Annotated in this window: 12 protein-coding genes; 6 read left to right on the top strand and 6 right to left on the bottom strand. The window is 61.8% G+C overall.

What is annotated here, in order from left to right:
• The first annotated feature begins 103 nt into the window (after positions 1-103).
• From ACQKEN_RS07595 to ACQKEN_RS07585, 3 genes are all read left to right on the top strand, one after another.
• Positions 104-3,226 carry a transglycosylase domain-containing protein gene (locus ACQKEN_RS07595; protein ID WP_427684818.1) on the top strand — a complete coding sequence of 1,041 codons (3,123 nt, stop codon included), beginning with the start codon at positions 104-106 and terminating at the stop codon, positions 3,224-3,226.
• A 130-nt stretch (positions 3,227-3,356) separates the two neighbouring features.
• Positions 3,357-3,950: a PadR family transcriptional regulator gene (locus ACQKEN_RS07590; protein WP_427684816.1), complete on the top strand. Its 594-nt coding sequence runs from the start codon at positions 3,357-3,359 to the stop codon at positions 3,948-3,950.
• Entirely contained in the window at positions 3,947-4,717 is a 771-nt protein-coding gene (locus tag ACQKEN_RS07585) for a siderophore-interacting protein (protein WP_427684814.1), read from the top strand. The genes ACQKEN_RS07590 and ACQKEN_RS07585 overlap by 4 nt, the downstream gene beginning before the upstream one ends.
• 67 nt (positions 4,718-4,784) lie before the next feature.
• On the opposite strand, the gene ACQKEN_RS07580 is transcribed toward ACQKEN_RS07585, so the two are convergent.
• Positions 4,785-5,447 carry a Pr6Pr family membrane protein gene (locus ACQKEN_RS07580; protein WP_427684812.1) on the bottom strand — a complete coding sequence of 221 codons (663 nt, stop codon included), beginning with the start codon at positions 5,445-5,447 and terminating at the stop codon, positions 4,785-4,787.
• Positions 5,448-5,484: 37 nt separating this feature from the next.
• Positions 5,485-5,712 (bottom strand): VF530 family DNA-binding protein, encoded by a 228-nt coding sequence (locus ACQKEN_RS07575; RefSeq protein ID WP_074888901.1) that lies wholly within the window; start codon positions 5,710-5,712, stop codon positions 5,485-5,487.
• Positions 5,713-5,912: 200 nt separating this feature from the next.
• Between ACQKEN_RS07575 and ACQKEN_RS07570 the strand changes: the two genes are divergently transcribed.
• From ACQKEN_RS07570 to ACQKEN_RS07560, 3 genes are all read left to right on the top strand, one after another.
• Positions 5,913-7,943 carry a TonB-dependent receptor gene (locus tag ACQKEN_RS07570; protein ID WP_427684810.1) on the top strand — a complete coding sequence of 677 codons (2,031 nt, stop codon included), beginning with the start codon at positions 5,913-5,915 and terminating at the stop codon, positions 7,941-7,943.
• 650 nt (positions 7,944-8,593) lie between these two features.
• The gene (locus tag ACQKEN_RS07565) at positions 8,594-9,976 is read left to right on the top strand and encodes a carbohydrate porin (protein WP_427684808.1); all 1,383 of its coding nucleotides are present in this window, start codon (positions 8,594-8,596) and stop codon (positions 9,974-9,976) included.
• 113 nt (positions 9,977-10,089) lie between these two features.
• Positions 10,090-12,522, top strand: coding sequence for a glucose/quinate/shikimate family membrane-bound PQQ-dependent dehydrogenase (locus tag ACQKEN_RS07560; RefSeq protein ID WP_108122225.1), 2,433 nt, complete (start codon positions 10,090-10,092; stop codon positions 12,520-12,522).
• A 201-nt stretch (positions 12,523-12,723) separates the two neighbouring features.
• Here the strand turns inward: ACQKEN_RS07560 and ACQKEN_RS07555 are convergent, their stop codons facing one another.
• Genes ACQKEN_RS07555 through ACQKEN_RS07540 form a run of 4 tightly spaced genes read right to left on the bottom strand, consistent with a single transcriptional unit; the run spans position 12,724 to position 17,073 of the window.
• Positions 12,724-13,155 (bottom strand): group I truncated hemoglobin, encoded by a 432-nt coding sequence (locus tag ACQKEN_RS07555; protein ID WP_427684805.1) that lies wholly within the window; start codon positions 13,153-13,155, stop codon positions 12,724-12,726.
• Complete coding sequence (locus tag ACQKEN_RS07550) at positions 13,155-14,045, bottom strand: DUF3034 family protein (RefSeq protein WP_427684803.1); 891 nt, start codon at positions 14,043-14,045, stop codon at positions 13,155-13,157. The genes ACQKEN_RS07555 and ACQKEN_RS07550 overlap by 1 nt, the downstream gene beginning before the upstream one ends.
• 14 nt (positions 14,046-14,059) lie before the next feature.
• Complete coding sequence (locus tag ACQKEN_RS07545) at positions 14,060-16,405, bottom strand: EAL domain-containing protein (protein ID WP_427684802.1); 2,346 nt, start codon at positions 16,403-16,405, stop codon at positions 14,060-14,062.
• Positions 16,402-17,073 carry a methylamine utilization protein gene (locus tag ACQKEN_RS07540; RefSeq protein ID WP_427684800.1) on the bottom strand — a complete coding sequence of 224 codons (672 nt, stop codon included), beginning with the start codon at positions 17,071-17,073 and terminating at the stop codon, positions 16,402-16,404. The genes ACQKEN_RS07545 and ACQKEN_RS07540 overlap by 4 nt, the downstream gene beginning before the upstream one ends.
• Positions 17,074-17,128: the final 55 nt, after the last annotated feature.

Raw genomic sequence — 17,128 nt, 5'->3', positions numbered from 1 at the left:
ACATCGGAAAAGTCTTACGCCCCAGCGCACAAAATCCCCTCCGCGCCCACCAGCGTCTACGCTTGTATCAAGTGCGATGTGCAGGCTGGACCGGGCTTACGATATGGGCGCTTTTTGGCATTCCGATACGAAGAAGGCTGCGGTCAAGGCTGACAGTCAGGGGAACGGATCAGTGCCAGGCCATGCTCGCCCACGACGTTACGTGTGGCGTTTTTTGCTGGCGGCGGTGCTGGTCGCTGCGGTGATTCTGGGATTTGTGGTCTCGACCGAAGTGCGCAGCTCGCGTTTGCAGGCCCAGGAATTCAGCCAACTGGCCCAAGGCCTGAGCTACACCATCGAGGCCGGCCCCAGTGACGCCATTGTGTACCCTGGTGACGGGCCTTTTGACAAACGCCTGGGCTATTCTGCCCTCGACGAATTCCTGCCGCGCTTGCTCAAGCGTGACTACCTGATCAGCGCACAGGCGCGTTTCTCTCCCGATCTAATGTCCTACGCCAAGCGCGGTTTCTTCGTGCCGTATCAGGAGAAGATTCAATCCGGCCTGACCATTTCTGACTGTCGCGCCGAGCCTCTCTATCAATACACCTACCCGCAGCAGCTGTACCCGACCTTCGCCGCCATCCCGCCCGTGCTGGTCAACAGCCTGCTGTTCATCGAGAACCGCGACCTGCTGGATGAACAGCGCCCGCTGGCCAATCCGGCGGTGGATTGGCCAAGGTTCTTCAAGGCGGCGCTTTCCCAGGTGGCAAAAATGGTGGGGTTGCCGGGGCAGTCTGCCGGTGGCAGTACACTGGCGACTCAATTGGAGAAGTACCGGCACTCGCCGGACGGCCTGACGCTGTCGGGCAGCGAGAAGATTCGTCAGATGGTGTCCGCCAGCGTTCGCGCCTATCAGCCGGGCCAGCAGACCCTCGAGGCGCGGCAGCGGGTGGTGCGCGATTACCTCAACAGCGTGCCGCTGTCAGCGGTCCCCGGTCATGGCGAAGTCCACGGCATGGCCGAAGGGTTGCGGGTCTGGTACGGCGCGGACTTCGACCGCACCAACCAGTTGCTGGCTTCGACGGCCAACGACGATAAAACCCTGGCGGCGAAGGGTTTGGCGCTGCGCGAAGTGCTGTCGTTGGTGATCGCGCAGCGCAGGCCCTCACATTTTCTGGCGAAGGGACGCCAGGAACTCGCGGATTTGACTGACAGCCATCTGCGCGTGCTCGCACAGAATAAAGTCATCGATCAACCGCTGGCCGACGCCGCTCTGGCGGCCAGCGTGACCTATCGCGACTGGGTGCAGCAGCCGACGGTGCAGCCGATTGAGAGCAACAAAGGCATCACCGTCGCCCGCACGCGGCTGTCGAATATGCTCAATCGTTCGCTGTACGACCTCGACCGTCTGGATCTGTCAGCCACCAGCACGCTGCAGAACGACCTGCAGGTCAGCGTCGGTCAGTACCTGCGGGACCTCGCCAAACCCGAATTTGCCGGTCAGATGGGCTTGATCGGCGAGCGCCTGCTGACACCCACCAGCACCCAGGCGGTGCGTTACAGCTTCACGCTGTTCGAGCGCGACACCGATGGCTCGCGGGTGCGGGTGCAGACGGACAGCACGGATCAGCCCTTTGACATCAACGAGGGCAGCAAGCTGGAGCTGGGTTCGACGGCCAAGATGCGCGTGCTGACGACCTACTTGCAGATCGTCGCCGAGCTGCACGACAAGTACGCCGACCTGCCCAACAGCGCCCTGAAAAAAGTCGCGGTGGAGGAGTCCGACCGTCTCAGCCGCTGGGCGGTGGATTACCTGATCCAGAACAACGATCGCGACCTGTCGAAGATGCTCACTGCCGCCCTCGATCGGCAGTATTCGGCCAGCCCCGGCGAGAGCTTTTTCACCGGGGGCGGCCTGCACCATTTCAACAATTTTCGCCGGGAGGACAATGCGCGCAACCCCACTCTTCGCGAGGCGCTGCGCGAGTCGATCAACCTGCCGTTCATTCGCCTGATGCGCGATCTGGTGCGCTACACCACCTATCAGGGGCCCAACAACAGCGCCGTGTTGCTCAAGGACGACAGCGATCCGAGGCGTCAGGAATACCTGGCCGATTTCGCCGACCGTGAGGGCAAGTCGTTCCTGCTGCGCTTCTGGAAGCGTTACAAAAGCAAATCCACCCAGGACCGGCTCGATACCTTTCTCGACGGCGTGCATCCTGCGGCAAGCCGTCTCGCTGCGGTCCATCGCTATCTCCTGCCGGACGCCTCGCAGAGCGCGTTTAATGCGTTCATGCGGGCGCACATGGCAGGGGAAAAGGGCAAGACGGCACTGACCGAAAAGCGCTTGGACGAACTCTATTTCGCCTACGGCCCCGGCAAGTTCGACCTGCCGGATCAGGGCTACGTCGCCCGCGTTCATCCGTTGGATCTGTGGCTGGTGGGGTATCTGCTGCAGAACCCGGACGCCACGTTCAAGGACGCCGTCGCCGCCAGCCGTTTCGAGCGTCAGGAAGTCTACAGCTGGCTGTTCAAGAGCCAGCACAAGAGCGCGCGCGACAGCCGTATTCGCACCATGCTGGAGATCGAAGCGTTTCTCGATATTCATCAGCGCTGGCAGCGGCTGGGCTATCCGTTCGATCATCTGGTGCCATCGCTGGCGACCGCGATTGGCAGTTCTGGTGATCGACCCGCCGCGCTCGCCGAACTCATCGGCATCATTCAAAACGATGGCATTCGCCTGCCGGTGCTGCGCATCGACAGCCTGCATTTCGCCGCGCAGACGCCGTACGAAACCCAGCTGATCAACAACCCCGAGCTGGGCAAACGGGTGCTGCCATCGGAAGTCGCTGCGGCCATGCGCGAGGCCCTTTCGCAAGTAGTCGATGCCGGCACGGCAAGGCGGGTGTCCGGCAGTTTCAAAACTCAGGATGGCAGCGTGCTGGCCATGGGCGGCAAAACCGGCACGGGCGACAACCGTATCGAGAGCATCGGTGCAGGGGGGCGAATCCTGGCGTCCAAGGCCATCAACCGCACCGCGACCTTCGTGTTTTTCATCGGTGACAATCATTACGGCACCCTGACGGCGTACGTCCCGGGACGCGCCGCCGAGAGCTTCAAATTCACCTCCGCCCTCCCGGTGCAAGTGCTCAAAGGCATGGCGCCGATTCTCAATCCCTACCTGGAGCCGGGCACTTTCACGCAGTGCAAGGCGCCCGTCCCTACGCAGGTCGCATCGCGTCTGTAGCCGGTTTTTCATTGAAGTTATCGAGTTCATCCCCCAGAAACCGGACAACAGCCGTTCGTCTTAACGCGTCTTGCGGAAACAATAAGATATATCTTAAGGTATATCTAACTTGTACCCAGAGATGAAAAACATGAAAGACCATTCACACGATCACCCCCACCACCACCGTCCTCACTTTGGCGAACACGGCGACGGCCGCGATGGTTTCGAGAAACGTACCGGCCGTGAACGCGGCGGCCGTGGGCCTCGGGTATTTGCCCCGGGCGACCTGAAATTGATGCTGCTGGCGCTGATCGCCGATCAGCCGTGCCACGGTTATGACTTGATTCGCCAGATCGAAGCGCTGTTCGACGGCGCCTACAGCCCGAGCCCGGGCGTGATCTACCCGACGCTGACCTTTCTGGAAGAGAGCGAGTTGATTCAGGGCGATGCCGACGGCGGCAAGAAACGCTATCGCATCACCGAGGCCGGTCAGCAGTCTTTGACTGAACAGGCCGTCGCGCTGGATGGCGTGAAAATGCGCATTGACGTCAGCAAGCGCTCGCTGCGCGGCCACGATCGTCCGCCGGAAATTCACGAGGCCGTGCACAACCTGCGTCATGCCTTGCAGATGCACCACGGCCGCTGGAACCCTGAGGAAATCCTGCGGGTTCGCGACCTGCTGAACGACACCGCGAAAGCCATCGTCGACGGCCAACAAACTGCTTCGGAGACATCGGAATGAATGCACCTCAGGGGATTCACCGCGTCAGCCACGAGATCAAACGTCGCAAGCTGGAAGTGTTGAGGGTGACCGACATCACCCCGCGCATGCGCCGCATCACCTTGCACGGGCCGGAGCTGGCAGGGTTCATCAGTCTGGGCACGGACGACCACGTCAAACTGTTGTTCGCCACCACGCCCGAAGAGCAGGCGGCGCTGGACAGCGAGGCGCCGTTGCAAAACGCTGAAGGCCCGCGTCCGGCGATGCGCGATTACACCCCGCGGCGCTACGACCCGCAGACCGGCGAGCTGGACATCGACTTCGTGCTGCATGGCGACGGTCCAGCGGCGACCTGGGCGGCCCAGGCTGAGGTCGGACAAACGCTGAATATCGCCGGGCCCCGGGGTTCGATGATCGTGCCGGATATGTTCGACAGCTACCTGCTGATCGGCGACGAGACCGCCCTCCCCGCCATCGGTCGTCGGCTGGAAGCGCTGCCGGCGGGTCGGCGTGCGCTGGTGGTGGTCGAAATCGATGACGTAACGGAGCGCCAGACGCTGACCAGCGAGGCGCAGATCGAGGTCATCTGGGTGGTGCGTGGCGAGCAGGATCTGCTTGATGTAACGCGCCAATTGACCCTGCCCCCAGGCAGCCTGTATGCCTGGGTAGCGACCGAATCGTCCCTGTCACGCAAGGTGCGGCGCGTGCTGCTGGATGACTTCAAGCTGGATGAGGCGTTGGTAAAAGCGGCGGGATACTGGCGTGCGGACGGTTCGGACGAGGAATGAGAGGTCGTCGGAAATGATCGAATACCGCCGGCGCGCCAGCTTTGAGGCGCGTCAGTTTTATTGAAGATTACGACTGCCCTCTACGGCCCAAAACCTTGTCTATCCCATAAACGACTGACCCAATGACCACAAAACCTGCCAGCACGCCCAGCGCATTGGTCAGCGCCTTGGCCACTCCCAACGTGCCGATATCGAGAAATGGATAGAGGTAGTCGCCGAAGGCATTTCCGCGTAACAGCAAATAGCCGAAGTAAACCACGGGATACAGCATCCACATCAGCACATGCCGGGGTTTCAACAGGCCTTTGGGGACGAAGAACAACCAGTAGGCGAGGAACAGCAACGGCATGATGTCGTGCAGCAATTCATCGGCGATCCACTGCCAGCCTTCGGGTGTCCACAGATGCCGCAGCAGCAGGTTGTAGGCAAGGCTCACCAGAACAATGCTGGTGGTGATCCCCGCGCAGACCACAGGGGAACGGAAAAACCGATACCCCGCTGAATGCCGGTCGATGACCGCACAGCTGAGTGCCACTGCCACCAGCGTGTTGGTCACCACGGTGAAGAAGCTGCAAAACCGCACCAGCCCGCCGAGAAGACTGGCGTGGTCGATCCATCGCCCCCAGAGAATCAGATAGAGCTGCACCGCAAGCCCAAGCCAGCCGAGCATGGCGGCCGTGATGACAAAGCGGCGCCCGCCTGGGGACATCTGCAACGTGGGGCTGGGCATTTGGATCAGTCCTTGGCAATCGGCGATTCAGGTCAAGTCAGGGCCGCTTGGTGCGCGCCAGCTTGATGTACAACCCTTCGACCTTCTCCCGCGCCCAGGGCGTCTTGCGCAAAAACGTCAGGCTGGACTTGATGCTCGGATCGCTCTTGAAGCAGCGAATGTCGATCCGTTCGGCCAGGCCCGACCACTCGTAATGCTCGACCAGCGCGATGAGGATCTGCTCTAGCGTCACGCCGTGCAGCGGGTTGTTGTTGGGTGTGGTCATGGCGGGCCTATGGACGCTGAGGGGACGGGCTGGTTGGACAAGAGGTTTCGCGAGCTGCGCACCTTAACGGACGCCGTAGTCAGTGTGAAGACTGCAAGCAGCCGACGGGGGCGACCGATTTCAAAATGATTGCTTTTTCGGTGTTATGTTATAACACTTACAAATCGCATCTTTTGAATCGTTGTTCAAGGAAACGTCGCATGTCCCGTCCCTCACAAATCCGACCGTGGCGCCTGACGCCGCTTGCTGCCGCATTGCTGATCACCTCACCTGCGTACGCCATCGAGGTGGAGCCGCAAATCATCACTGCCAACCCGCTGGGCAGCGATCAACTTGCCTCGCCAAGCACAGTACTGACCGGCGATGCGCTGACCCTGCAACAGAAAGGCAGCCTGGGCGAGACGCTGAATAAACAGCCCGGCGTCTCATCCTCCTATTTCGGACCGGGCGCGAGCAGGCCGATCATCCGGGGGCTGGACGGCGATCGCATCCGGCTTCTGCGAAACGGAGTCGGCGCGCTGGACGCCTCCTCGTTGTCTTACGATCACGCGGTGCCGCTGGATCCGGTCAACGTCGACCGCATTGAAATCGTGCGCGGCCCTGCAGCGCTGCTTTACGGGGGCAGCGCCATCGGCGGCGTGGTCAACACGTTCGACAACCGCATCCCCACCGAAGCCATCGAGGGCATTCAGGGCGCGGGTGAGTTGCGTTATGGCGGTGCCGACACAACCCGCAGCAGCGCGGGCAAGCTGGAAGCGGGCAATGGCACTTTTGCGTTGCACCTGGACGCCAACGCCCGGGAGTTCAACGACCTGAAGATCCCGGGCTATGCCCGCACCGCCGATGAGCGCGCGCGGGATCCGCAAGACAGCGACAAAAAACACCGCCTCGGTAACAGCGATGGGAGACAGGACGGAGGCGCGGTCGGAGGCTCCTACACCTGGGACGACGGTTACGCCGGGCTTTCCTACAGCAATTACGACGCCAATTACGGATCGCCCGCCGAGCAAGGCGTGCGCATCCGCATGAAGCAGGACCACTACGCATTCGCCTCCGAGATCCGCAATCTCTCCGGCCCGTTCAGCTCGGTCAAACTCGACGCCGGTTATACCGATTACAAGCACATGGAGATCGAAGACGGCGAAGTCGGCACCACGTTCAAGAACAAGGGCTATGAAGCCCGCGTCGAGGCCCGGCATCAGCCCATCGGCCCGGTTGAAGGCATCGTCGGCGCCCAAGTGACGCGCAGCGAGTTTTCAGCCCTTGGCGAAGAGGCCTTCGTCCCGCAGACCGATACTGACGTCGGTGCCTTGTTCATTCTGGAAGAGCTGCAGGCCACTGATCGCTTGAAGCTCAGCCTGGGTGGCCGCATTGAACACACCACCGTGGACCCGGACGGAGGGGGCAACGAGCGATTCGCCAACGCCAACAGCTCAAGCAGCTTTACTGCAGGGAGCGTTTCGTCCGGTGCCGTTTACACGCTGACGCCGATCTGGTCGCTGGCGGCGACCCTTGGCTACACCGAGCGGGCGCCGACGTTCTATGAGCTCTATGCCAATGGCGCTCACGTCGCCACCGGCACGTACGAAGTCGGGGATGCCGACCTATCCAAAGAGAAAGCCGTTTCCAGCGATCTGGCGCTGCGCTTTGACAACGGTACCCATAAAGGAAGTGTCGGCGTCTTTTACAGCCACTTCTCCAACTACATCGGACTGCTGGGCAGCGGCCGTACCTTGAACGATGAAGGCGCTGAAGACCCTGACGGCATCCCCGAGTACACCTACTCAGGCGTGCGCGCTCGGTTTGCCGGTTTCGAGGCCAAGGATCACTGGAAGCTCGGCGAAACCCGGTATGGCAATTTCGCCCTGGAGCTGTCCGGCGATTACACCCGTGCCAAGAACCTGGATACCGGAGAAGCCCTGCCGCGCATCGCCCCTTTGCGGCTCAACAGCGGATTGTTGTGGGAACTGGACAAGTGGCAAGCGAGGATCGACCTCGAACACGCTGCTTCGCAACGGCGGGTGCCGGATAACGAAACCGGCACCGACGGGTACACCACGCTGGGCGCCAGTGCCGGCTACACGTTCAAGGTGGGTGGCAGTCAGTGGCTGGCGTTCGTCAGCGGCGAGAACCTCACCAATCAGACCGTGCGTTACGCCAGCTCCATTCTGCGCGACATCGCGCCGGCTGAAGGCCGTAGTGTCGAGGTCGGGCTCCGGACGACATTTTAGAGCGGCCACCTGAACGGTGACGCCGCAACTTGAGCGGCCCCAACGGGCCCCTCACTGGGTAGGACCGGCTTCAGCCGGGAAAGCGCCAGCCGCCATGCCGTAAATCTACGGTGTTCGAACCGGCCTCTTCCCGGCTGAAGCCGGTCCCACAATTAGATCGCATGCATTCAGCCACTCTTGCTGGCACGACGCAGGGTCTTAGTGGGACCGGCTTCAGCCGGGAAAGCGTCATCCGCCACGCCGTACATCTACGGTGTTTGAACCCGTCTCTTCCCGGCTAAAGCCAGTCCTACATTTGGGTCGCGCGAGCCGCCAAGCCGCAGAATCCTACAATCTGGAGACCCCGTCTAAACGCCCATCCACGCTCCCTCTGTAAGGGTCGGCGGGACATCAACCTGCTCTCTTACAAAGCAGACACCCGGGCCAGACGATGGACAGCGCTACCCGGACTCCCCGCCACTGTTACGCCGATCGCAACGATCCATATCGCAATTTTGACTTTTTAAAAAATCGTTAGCGTCCTATCATCGCCGCCCTAAACGCTGAAACGGTTAATTCGTCATTTGTTAAGACCTTGCAATGCGCCTCCAAAGCGTTGCGAGCGGCATCGCCTTTTGCTCTCGAATAACTCAGAAAAGACCTCACGCCCAATGCCCAGTCATCTGAAACGCCCGATCTGCACCCCGACCTGCACATTGTCCCGAGCTCTTCGTCATGCCAGCGCGCTGAGCCTTGCCGCGCTGGGGTTTGCGAGCTGCGCCCATGCCGCGCCGGCGTTCGATAGCACGTCACCGTGGATGCTGGGTGACTGGGGCGGCAAGCGCAGCGAGCTCTCCGAACGGGGCTACGACTTCAAGCTCGATTCCGTGGTCGAGGTGGGCTCGAATCTGCACGGCGGTTACAACCATGACAAGGCGACCCGTTACAGCGACCAGTTCGCCCTCGGTGCGCACATGGACCTGCAGAAGATCCTCGGCTGGCACGACGCCGAATTTCAGCTGACCCTGACTAATCGCAACGGCGATAACATCAGCAATGACCGTGTGGGCGATCCCCGCACCGGCACCATTTCGTCGTCCCAGGAAGTCTGGGGCCGAGGCAGCGTCACGCGCCTGACCGACCTCTGGTACCAGCAGAAATTTCTCGACCGAACGCTCAGCGTCAAGGTCGGCCGGTTCAACGAAGGCGAAGATTTCAACACCTTTCCGTGCGACTTCCAGAACCTGGCGCTGTGCGGCTCCCAGGTCGGCAATTGGGACGGCGGGATCTGGTACAACTGGCCGGTCAGCCAGTGGGCAATGCGCGTCAAATATCAGCTGAGCCCTGAACTGTTCGTGCAGGTTGGTGCGTTCGAACAGAACCCGTCGAATCTTGAAAACGACAACGCCTTCAAACTCAGCGGCAGCGGCACCAAGGGCGCCGTGTTGCCGGTCGAGGTGGTCTGGTCGCCGAAGGTCAACGGCCTGCCGGGCGAATACCGCGCCGGTTACTACTACAGCACTGCCGACAGCAGCGACGTCTACAAGGACAGCAACGGCGGATACGCCGCCCGGAGCGGCGATGACTACGCCCCGTCGTCCAGCAAACACGGCATGTGGCTGACCCTGCGCCAGCAAGTCACCAGCGAGGCCAGCGACAACAGCCGCGGCCTGAGCCTGTTCGCCAACGGCACGCTGCACGACAAGAAAACCAACATGATCGACAACTTCGTTGCCCTCGGCGCGACGTACAAGGGCCCGTTCGACGCGCGCCCCGAGGATGACATCGGCGTCGGCATCAGCCGCATCCACGTCAACCCGGCGTACCGCAAGAACATCAACCTGCGCAATCAGACCGAAGGCGTCTCGGACTACAACGATCCGGCGTTCCTGCCTGTGCAGGACACCGAATACAACGCCGAGATCTACTACGGCGTGCACGTCGCCAACTGGCTGACCGTGCGCCCGAACCTGCAATTCATCCGTCATCCGGGCGGCGTGAATCAGGTTGATGACGCACTGGTCGCGGGGTTGAAAATCCAGTCCTCGTTCTGATCTGCCTCGCTCGTCCGACTGCATCCAGGCATCGGCATTGAAGGCATGGCTTACCCGCCGCGCCTTCACGCCAACACGCGTTAACCACCACATCGTTACGGAGTACAACACTTATGAGCACTGAGGGTGCTTTCGGTAAGGGTCGCCTGCTTCCGAGCTTGCTCGGGCTGGTGATTCTGATAATGGGTCTGGCCTTGCTGGTCGGCGGCATCAAACTGCTGACGCTGGGCGGGTCGCTTTACTACCTCCTGGCCGGCATCGGCTTCGCCATCACCGGCGTCCTGCTGATGATGGGTCGCAGCGCGGCATTCGGTCTGTACGCACTGGTGTTGTTCGCCAGTACCGTGTGGGCATTGTGGGAAGTGGGCCTGGATTGGTGGCAGCTGGTGCCGCGCCTGGCACTCTGGTTTGCCTTGGGCATCGTGATGCTGCTGCCATGGTTCCGTCGTCCGGTCCTGCGTGGCCAGGTCGGCGATGCCGGTACGCGCGCATTGGGCGCCGCCGTGATTGTCGCGGGCATCGCCGCACTGGCCAGCCAGTTCACCAACCCGGGTGAAATCAAAGGCCAGCTGGACCGCGAAACCGCCGGCACCACCAGCGCCGCCCCGGCCATGCCTGACGGCGACTGGCAGTCCTACGGCCGCACCGCCTTCGGTGATCGCTACTCGCCGCTGTCGCAGATCACTCCGGACAACGTCAGCAAGCTGGTCCCGGCGTGGACCTATCGCACGGGCGACATTCCGGGTCCGAACGATCCGGGTGAAACCACGGCCGAAAACACCCCGCTGAAAGTCAACGGCATGCTCTACGTCTGCACGCCGCACAGCCAGGTCATCGCACTGGACCCGGACACCGGCAAGGAAATCTGGCGCTTCGATCCGAAGATCAGCAGCGGCAAGGCGGCCAACTTCAAGGGTTGGGCGCACATGACCTGCCGTGGCGTGTCGTATCACGATGACGCCGCCTACGCTGCCACCGCGCCGACCGACGCTGCAGCACCTGCGCAAAGCCCTGCTGCTCCAGCGGTTGCCGGCGCAGCCAATGCCTGCCCGCGTCGTATCTTCCTGCCGACCGCCGACACCCGTCTGATCGCCCTGAACGCCGACACCGGCAAGATGTGTGAAGACTTCGGCACCAACGGCTCCATCGACCTGAGCGCCAACATCGGCACTTACGCACCGGGCGGTTACTACTCGACGTCGCCACCGGCAGTGACTAAAGACCTCGTGGTCATTGGCGGTCACGTCACCGATAACCTTTCCACCGACGAGCCTTCGGGCGTGATCCGTGCGTTCGACGTGCACACAGGCCGTTTGGTCTGGAACTGGGACAGCGGCAATCCGGACGACACCACGCCGCTTGCCGAAGGCAAGACCTACACCCGCAACTCGCCCAACATGTGGTCGATGTTCAGCGTCGACGAAAAGCTGGGCATGCTCTACCTGCCGATGGGCAACCAGATGCCTGACCAGTGGGGCGGCAACCGCACCGAGGCGTCCGAGAAATTCAGCGCAGGTCTGGTCGCACTGGACATCGCCACCGGTCACGTGAAATGGCATTTCCAGTTCACTCACCACGACCTGTGGGACATGGACGTCGGCGGTCAGCCAACGCTCATGGACATGAAGACCGCTGACGGCGTGAAGCCTGCTGTTCTGGCCTCGACCAAGCAAGGCAGCATCTATGTGCTGGACCGCAGCAACGGTCAGCCCATCGTGCCAATCAACGAAATCCCTGTACCCCAGGGCGCTGTTGCCGGCGATCACACGTCGCCTACCCAGCCGAAGTCCGATCTGAACTTCATGCCGCCGCCGCTGAAAGAGCGCGACATGTGGGGCGTGACGCCGTTTGATCAAATGCTCTGCCGCATCGACTTCAAATCCCTGCGTTATGAAGGCCCGTTCACTCCACCGTCGCTGCAAGGCACGTTGGTCTATCCGGGTAACTTCGGCGTGTTCGACTGGGGCGGCATTTCGGTCGACCCGGTGCGTCAGATTGCTTTCGTGAACCCGAGCTACATGGCGTTCCGTTCCAAACTGGTACCGGCGGCCGAAGTCGAAGGCGGCCCGGGTCGCAAGAGCGAAACCGAAGGCGTGCAGCCGAACAAGGGCGCCCCTTACGGTGTCATCCTCGAAGCGCTGTTGTCGCCAATGGGCCTGCCTTGCCAGGCGCCAGCATGGGGCTACGTGGCAGCGGTCGATCTGACCAACCACCAGACCATCTGGAAGCACAAGAACGGCACCGTGCGTGACAGCGCGCCGGTTCCGATCCCGCTGACCATGGGCGTTCCAAGCCTGGGCGGCACGTTCATCACCGCCAGCGGTGTGTCGTTCCTCAGCGCAACGCTCGACCAATACCTGCGCGCCTACGACGTTCGTAACGGCAAGCAGCTGTGGGAAGGCCGTCTGCCAGCAGGCGCCCAGACCACGCCGATGACCTACACCGGCAAGGACGGCAAGCAATACGTGCTGGTCGTTGCAGGCGGTCATGGTTCGCTGGGCACCAAACAGGGCGATTACGTGATCGCCTACAAACTGCCGGACTGATCCGCTTCACTGATTAGCGTCGTGCAGTAACAGAAAAGGCGGTCCCGAAAGGTGACCGCCTTTTTTTCTGCGCATTGAAAAGTGGTTTAGCGTGAAGGGGACTCGAGAGACGCGCTAAAGGGGACCTCTAAAGGGGACTCGCTAAAGGGGACTGATTTATTTACGACGCTTCACCGTAAATTAATCTGTCCCCTTTGACTCCTACTTCTCGATCACCTCACCACGCTGGGGCGCCAGCCGGGCAATGAAGCGGTTCTGCGTCGTGACCGGAATGTGCTGCTCGTTCATCGCATCAATGAGGTTCTCGACCAGCGCATTGAAATCGCTGCGGCTGAGGTTCATGCCCTTGTGCACTTCTTCGAGGGAGTCACCTGTATACGTGCACGGCCCGCCTGCCTCGACACAGAACCGCTCCACCAGTTTGTCGCGCACCCGGACGATGTCGACCTTGGCGAAGTATTTATAGATGCGGTCATCCTTCGCGATGTGCAGCAGCATGCCTTCGACGATTTTCTGAATCCCGGCGCGCTGTCCCAGGTCCTGATAAAGGCTGTCATCCCTGGCGGGCTGTTGGGCGCAACCCACCAGCAGCGACAGACTGAGCCCGACGATCAGCCACAACGACCGCCCCATCAGAAACTCCCCTGCACGGAAAGGTAGGTGCCGTTCTGGTTGTCCAGCGTGGCGATTTCACCGAGCCGGGTGTAGGCCAGCACCACGGAAACATGCTTGTTGGGGAACCAGCCGACGAAGAAATCCGCCCAGTCGCTTTCTCCGGCGAATGAGAGGTTATCGGGCTTCTCGCGGTAGTCCATGCCCACCGCCCAGTGCGGGTTGAACAAGATGGCTGCGCCGCCCTCTTTCAGCACGCTGCGGGTATCCCGCCGGTCGCCACCGAAGCCCATCAATCCGGTTTCATTGGCGCGGCTGTAACGCAGGCCGGCGTTGACCACCACGTTGTAGCCAAAGGCCGCGCCCATGAACAGACGGCTCGCCGTGACGTAGCCCTCGACATCCGAATCCCGCTTGGCGCCCACCAGGCTGGGGATGAGGAAATCGTTCTGGTGTTTGTATTCCAGCCCCGCCGAGACCTGTGGCAACTGATCGTAAATCAGGTCGCCAAACAGGCGAACCTTCACGCCAAAAATGTCCTGGGTGAGGTTGTCTTCCGGAAGATTGAGCTTGCTGACCAGTGAGCCCAGATCGAAGCGCTGGTGGGCGTAGGAAATCTCCACGCGATTACCATAGGACGCGGCAGCGCCGACCACATCCAGGGTGTAGTCCGGCAAGTCGACGTGGGTGGCGAACGCGTTGCCGCCCCACTCGCCTTGCTCGTCATACCCGGCCAGCATGGCCCAGGGAATGATCCCGCCGCCTGCGCCGCCTTCGATGCTGCTGGCGCCACCCGTGGCAATCAGTCGCCCCTGTTCGGCTTCAGCCGCTGGCGCCAACCACGTCGCGCAGGCTCCAACCACGCTCGCCAGGACCACGGGGTTCAAATACGTCGAAAGGCCTCGTGCCATAGATCGTTGTTCCATCAATGCACCGTCATGCGTGGGGGGAGCTGGGACTGCGCGATCCAGGCTTCGAATGCGATCGCACTCAGCGGCCGGCTGATCAGGTAGCCCTGGGCGGTGTCGCACTGCCAGCGCTCCAGCAAGCGCAGGCTATGGTCGTATTCGACCCCCTCGGCGACCACCTTCAGACCGAGGTTGTGGCTCATCTCGATGGTCGAGCGCACGATCACGGCGTCTTCACTGGTTTCATCCAGATCGCGCACGAAGGACTGATCGATCTTCAGTTCCTGCACCGGTAGCCGCTTAAGGTGCGCCAGCGAGGAATAACCGGTACCGAAATCATCCACCGACAGGCTGATGCCGAATTCGCGCAGGCGATTGAGCACTTTCAGCGATTGCTCGGGCTCGCGCATGATCGCGCTTTCGGTGATCTCGAAAATCAGCTGTTCGGCCGGCACGCGGTACAGCTTGAGCAGCGCAGATACGCGGTCAGCCAGATTGCGGTCCAACAGGTCGTCCGCCGAGATATTCACCGAGACCTGCAGAATCAGACCGCGCTGGGCCCATTCGGCCAATTGGCGCAGCGCTTCTTCGATCACCCAGTTGGTGAGAATCTGAATGCTGCCGGTGCGTTCTGCGAGCACGATGAACTCAGCCGGCGATACCGAGCCGAATTGCGGGTGATGCCAGCGCAGCAAGGCTTCAGCCTGGGTGACCCGGCCGTTGCGAATGTCCAGTTTGGGCTGGTAATGCAGTGAAAGTTCGCCGTTGCGCGCCGCCAGACGCAGGTCGCGGATCAGGCTAATCTGGCGCAAGTGAGCCACATCCCGACCGTCCACATAGACCTGCAGACGTCCCGGCAACTGCGCCGCATCCTGCCGGGCGATGGACGCACGTCTGAGCAGCTCGGTTGCCGAATCGCCGTTGGCCGGATAGGCCGCGATGCCGATGCAGGCATCCATCGCGATGTCCTGCTCGCCGATGCGCTGCGGCTTGATCAGCAAACCCTGCAGCCGGTCAGCCACCGCGACGGCGCTGTCGGTCTCGGCGTTTTGCACCAGCAGCAGAAATTCGTTGTCGGAGAGTCGCGCCACCGTATCGCCGGGTCGCAGCGGCTCTTGCAGTTGCTCGCTGATGATCCGCAGCAGTTGCTCGACCCCCTCGAGACCGACGTTGGTGCTGATCGCACGGAAGTTATCGATGCCCAGATAAAGCAGGGCCACTGGGCGTTGAGCAATCACCGCGCTGCCAAGGCGTTCCATGACCAGCGCGCGATTGGGCAGCCCGGTGAGCGGGTCATGCAGGGCGTTGTGCGCCAGCTGCAGCTCACGCTCGGCGATCCCGCTCTGCATCGAATTGATGGCGCTGGCGAGCAGGCCCAGTTCGTCCCTGCGATCCAGCACCACCGGTGTGGCGTAATCACCTTCGCCGATGCGCCGGGCGGCCTGAGCCAGAGCGCTCACCGGCCGCGACAGGCCGCGCGCCAGTAACAGCGCGCCGACCAGGGAACCGGCCAGGGCCACGACGGTGATCCAGAACAGCGTCTTATCCAGCGGCGCGAATGCCTGCATGGCTTGATCCAGCGGGCTCTGCAGCAGGGCCACAACTTCGCTATCGCTGTTGCTCCCCAGGCGCAGGGTTTTGCTCAGAAAACTCTGACTCTGATGCTCGGTCATCTGCATCTCGTCGCTGGGCGGATTCATCATCACCCCACGCAGGCTGTCAAACAGCGGCGCCGGCTGGGTGCTGATCATCTGACCCGGCTGCTTTTGCACGATCGACAGAAACGACACCTGCAAACCGCTCAACGAGCGCAGTTCCTGAGCCAGATCACCGTCCATGCTGAAGCCCATCACCACGCGCGCAATCGGCAGCGGTGCGAGGACGGTGCTTTCCACCAGCAAGTGCGGCTGGCCCTGCAACGGCACGATCAGCATCGACTGATTCTTGCCTTTGAGCTCGCGCAACGCCTGAATGTAGGGGAACGGCGAGCCTTCGGGGATCTGCGCGACGGTGCTGGCCATGACCGTGCCGTCCATGCCCAGCAGGAACATGTCATTGGCGTTGATTCTGGCGCCGTGGTTGAGCAGCACCGAGCGGATGGTTGCCGAGTCCGCGGACGCCACGGCGTCACGGAAACCGAAATCGGTGGACAGCAATTGCACGGCATCGCGCAGCCGCTTGCCGCGCATTTCCAGCAAGCCTTCGAACACCCGGGTGCCGACTTCGAGCTGTGCCTGAGCCTGTTTGCGCACCGCGTCCTGGGTCGCCGCTCTCACCGCAATAAAGACGGCGAAGACCACGATCAGCAGCAGCATGATCAACACGCCGGCAATCCGCGCCTGAAAGCTGATGCGCACCTTCATTCGTGGGCCGCTTTATGAAAGGCATCGCCGAACGCACCGGACGGCGGCGCGGCGGGGGTGTTGTCGGCGTTGGGCTGCACGGCGATGCTGAACCGCTGCTTGAGGCCACCGACCGGAATGTCGATGTCGCCACCGGACACCGGCAGCATGTCCGCAGCCTGGGGGTGCCAGAGGGTGACGGCGTAATGACCGGCGGGCACTTGATCCAGGGTCAGCGCGCCCTTGTCGTTGCTCACGCCGAACCAGCCATCGTCGGTGACGTACACGTAGCCAAGCATGTTGTCGTGGACGTTGCAGCCGAGCACGACCACGCCCGGCTTGTCGAATAACACGGGAGCCGACGGGGTACCGCCATACAACCGCAGTTCGAAACGCTTGGGCGTCGAGAACGAATACACCTGATGGCGGATTTGATCGCTGTTGGGGAAACTGATTTCCGTACCGGTTCGCACCGCCAGCACGTGGGGGGCAAATTGCACATCGCGCTGGTCCATGTCGGCTTTCAGCGTCCCGGCCGCCGGCGCAGTTGCGCCGCGCAGGGTGAGCACCGCGTCGGGGAGCGGCTTGCCCTGAGCATCGACAAACTCGGCGGTCAGGCTGGCTGCACAGACGACGGTGCCCTGCAGCGCGGTTACAACCAGCAACAATGAAATAAACACGTGGCGCATGACAGATGTTCCAGACAGCGAGGCCCGCAAAGAGAGCCTACTTGGCGATGATTTC

This window comes from Pseudomonas sp. NPDC078416, from assembly GCF_050268485.1.
GTDB lineage: Bacteria > Pseudomonadota > Gammaproteobacteria > Pseudomonadales > Pseudomonadaceae > Aquipseudomonas.
The sequence above is the reverse complement of the archived record's forward strand: the minus strand, read 5'-3'. Positions and strand labels throughout refer to the sequence as shown.

What these genes read in the sequence shown, in the direction of transcription:
- ACQKEN_RS07560 (WP_108122225.1), top strand. Translation starts at nt 10,090, where the DNA reads ATGAGCACTGAGGGTGCTTTCGGTAAGGGTCGCCTGCTTCCGAGCTTG.
- ACQKEN_RS07585 (WP_427684814.1), top strand. Translation starts at nt 3,947, where the DNA reads ATGAATGCACCTCAGGGGATTCACCGCGTCAGCCACGAGATCAAACGT.
- ACQKEN_RS07550 (WP_427684803.1), bottom strand. Translation starts at nt 14,045, where the DNA reads ATGGCACGAGGCCTTTCGACGTATTTGAACCCCGTGGTCCTGGCGAGC.
- ACQKEN_RS07545 (WP_427684802.1), bottom strand. Translation starts at nt 16,405, where the DNA reads ATGAAGGTGCGCATCAGCTTTCAGGCGCGGATTGCCGGCGTGTTGATC.
- ACQKEN_RS07595 (WP_427684818.1), top strand. Translation starts at nt 104, where the DNA reads ATGGGCGCTTTTTGGCATTCCGATACGAAGAAGGCTGCGGTCAAGGCT.
- ACQKEN_RS07570 (WP_427684810.1), top strand. Translation starts at nt 5,913, where the DNA reads ATGTCCCGTCCCTCACAAATCCGACCGTGGCGCCTGACGCCGCTTGCT.
- ACQKEN_RS07555 (WP_427684805.1), bottom strand. Translation starts at nt 13,155, where the DNA reads ATGGGGCGGTCGTTGTGGCTGATCGTCGGGCTCAGTCTGTCGCTGCTG.
- ACQKEN_RS07575 (WP_074888901.1), bottom strand. Translation starts at nt 5,712, where the DNA reads ATGACCACACCCAACAACAACCCGCTGCACGGCGTGACGCTAGAGCAG.
- ACQKEN_RS07590 (WP_427684816.1), top strand. Translation starts at nt 3,357, where the DNA reads ATGAAAGACCATTCACACGATCACCCCCACCACCACCGTCCTCACTTT.
- ACQKEN_RS07540 (WP_427684800.1), bottom strand. Translation starts at nt 17,073, where the DNA reads ATGCGCCACGTGTTTATTTCATTGTTGCTGGTTGTAACCGCGCTGCAG.
- ACQKEN_RS07565 (WP_427684808.1), top strand. Translation starts at nt 8,594, where the DNA reads ATGCCCAGTCATCTGAAACGCCCGATCTGCACCCCGACCTGCACATTG.
- ACQKEN_RS07580 (WP_427684812.1), bottom strand. Translation starts at nt 5,447, where the DNA reads ATGCCCAGCCCCACGTTGCAGATGTCCCCAGGCGGGCGCCGCTTTGTC.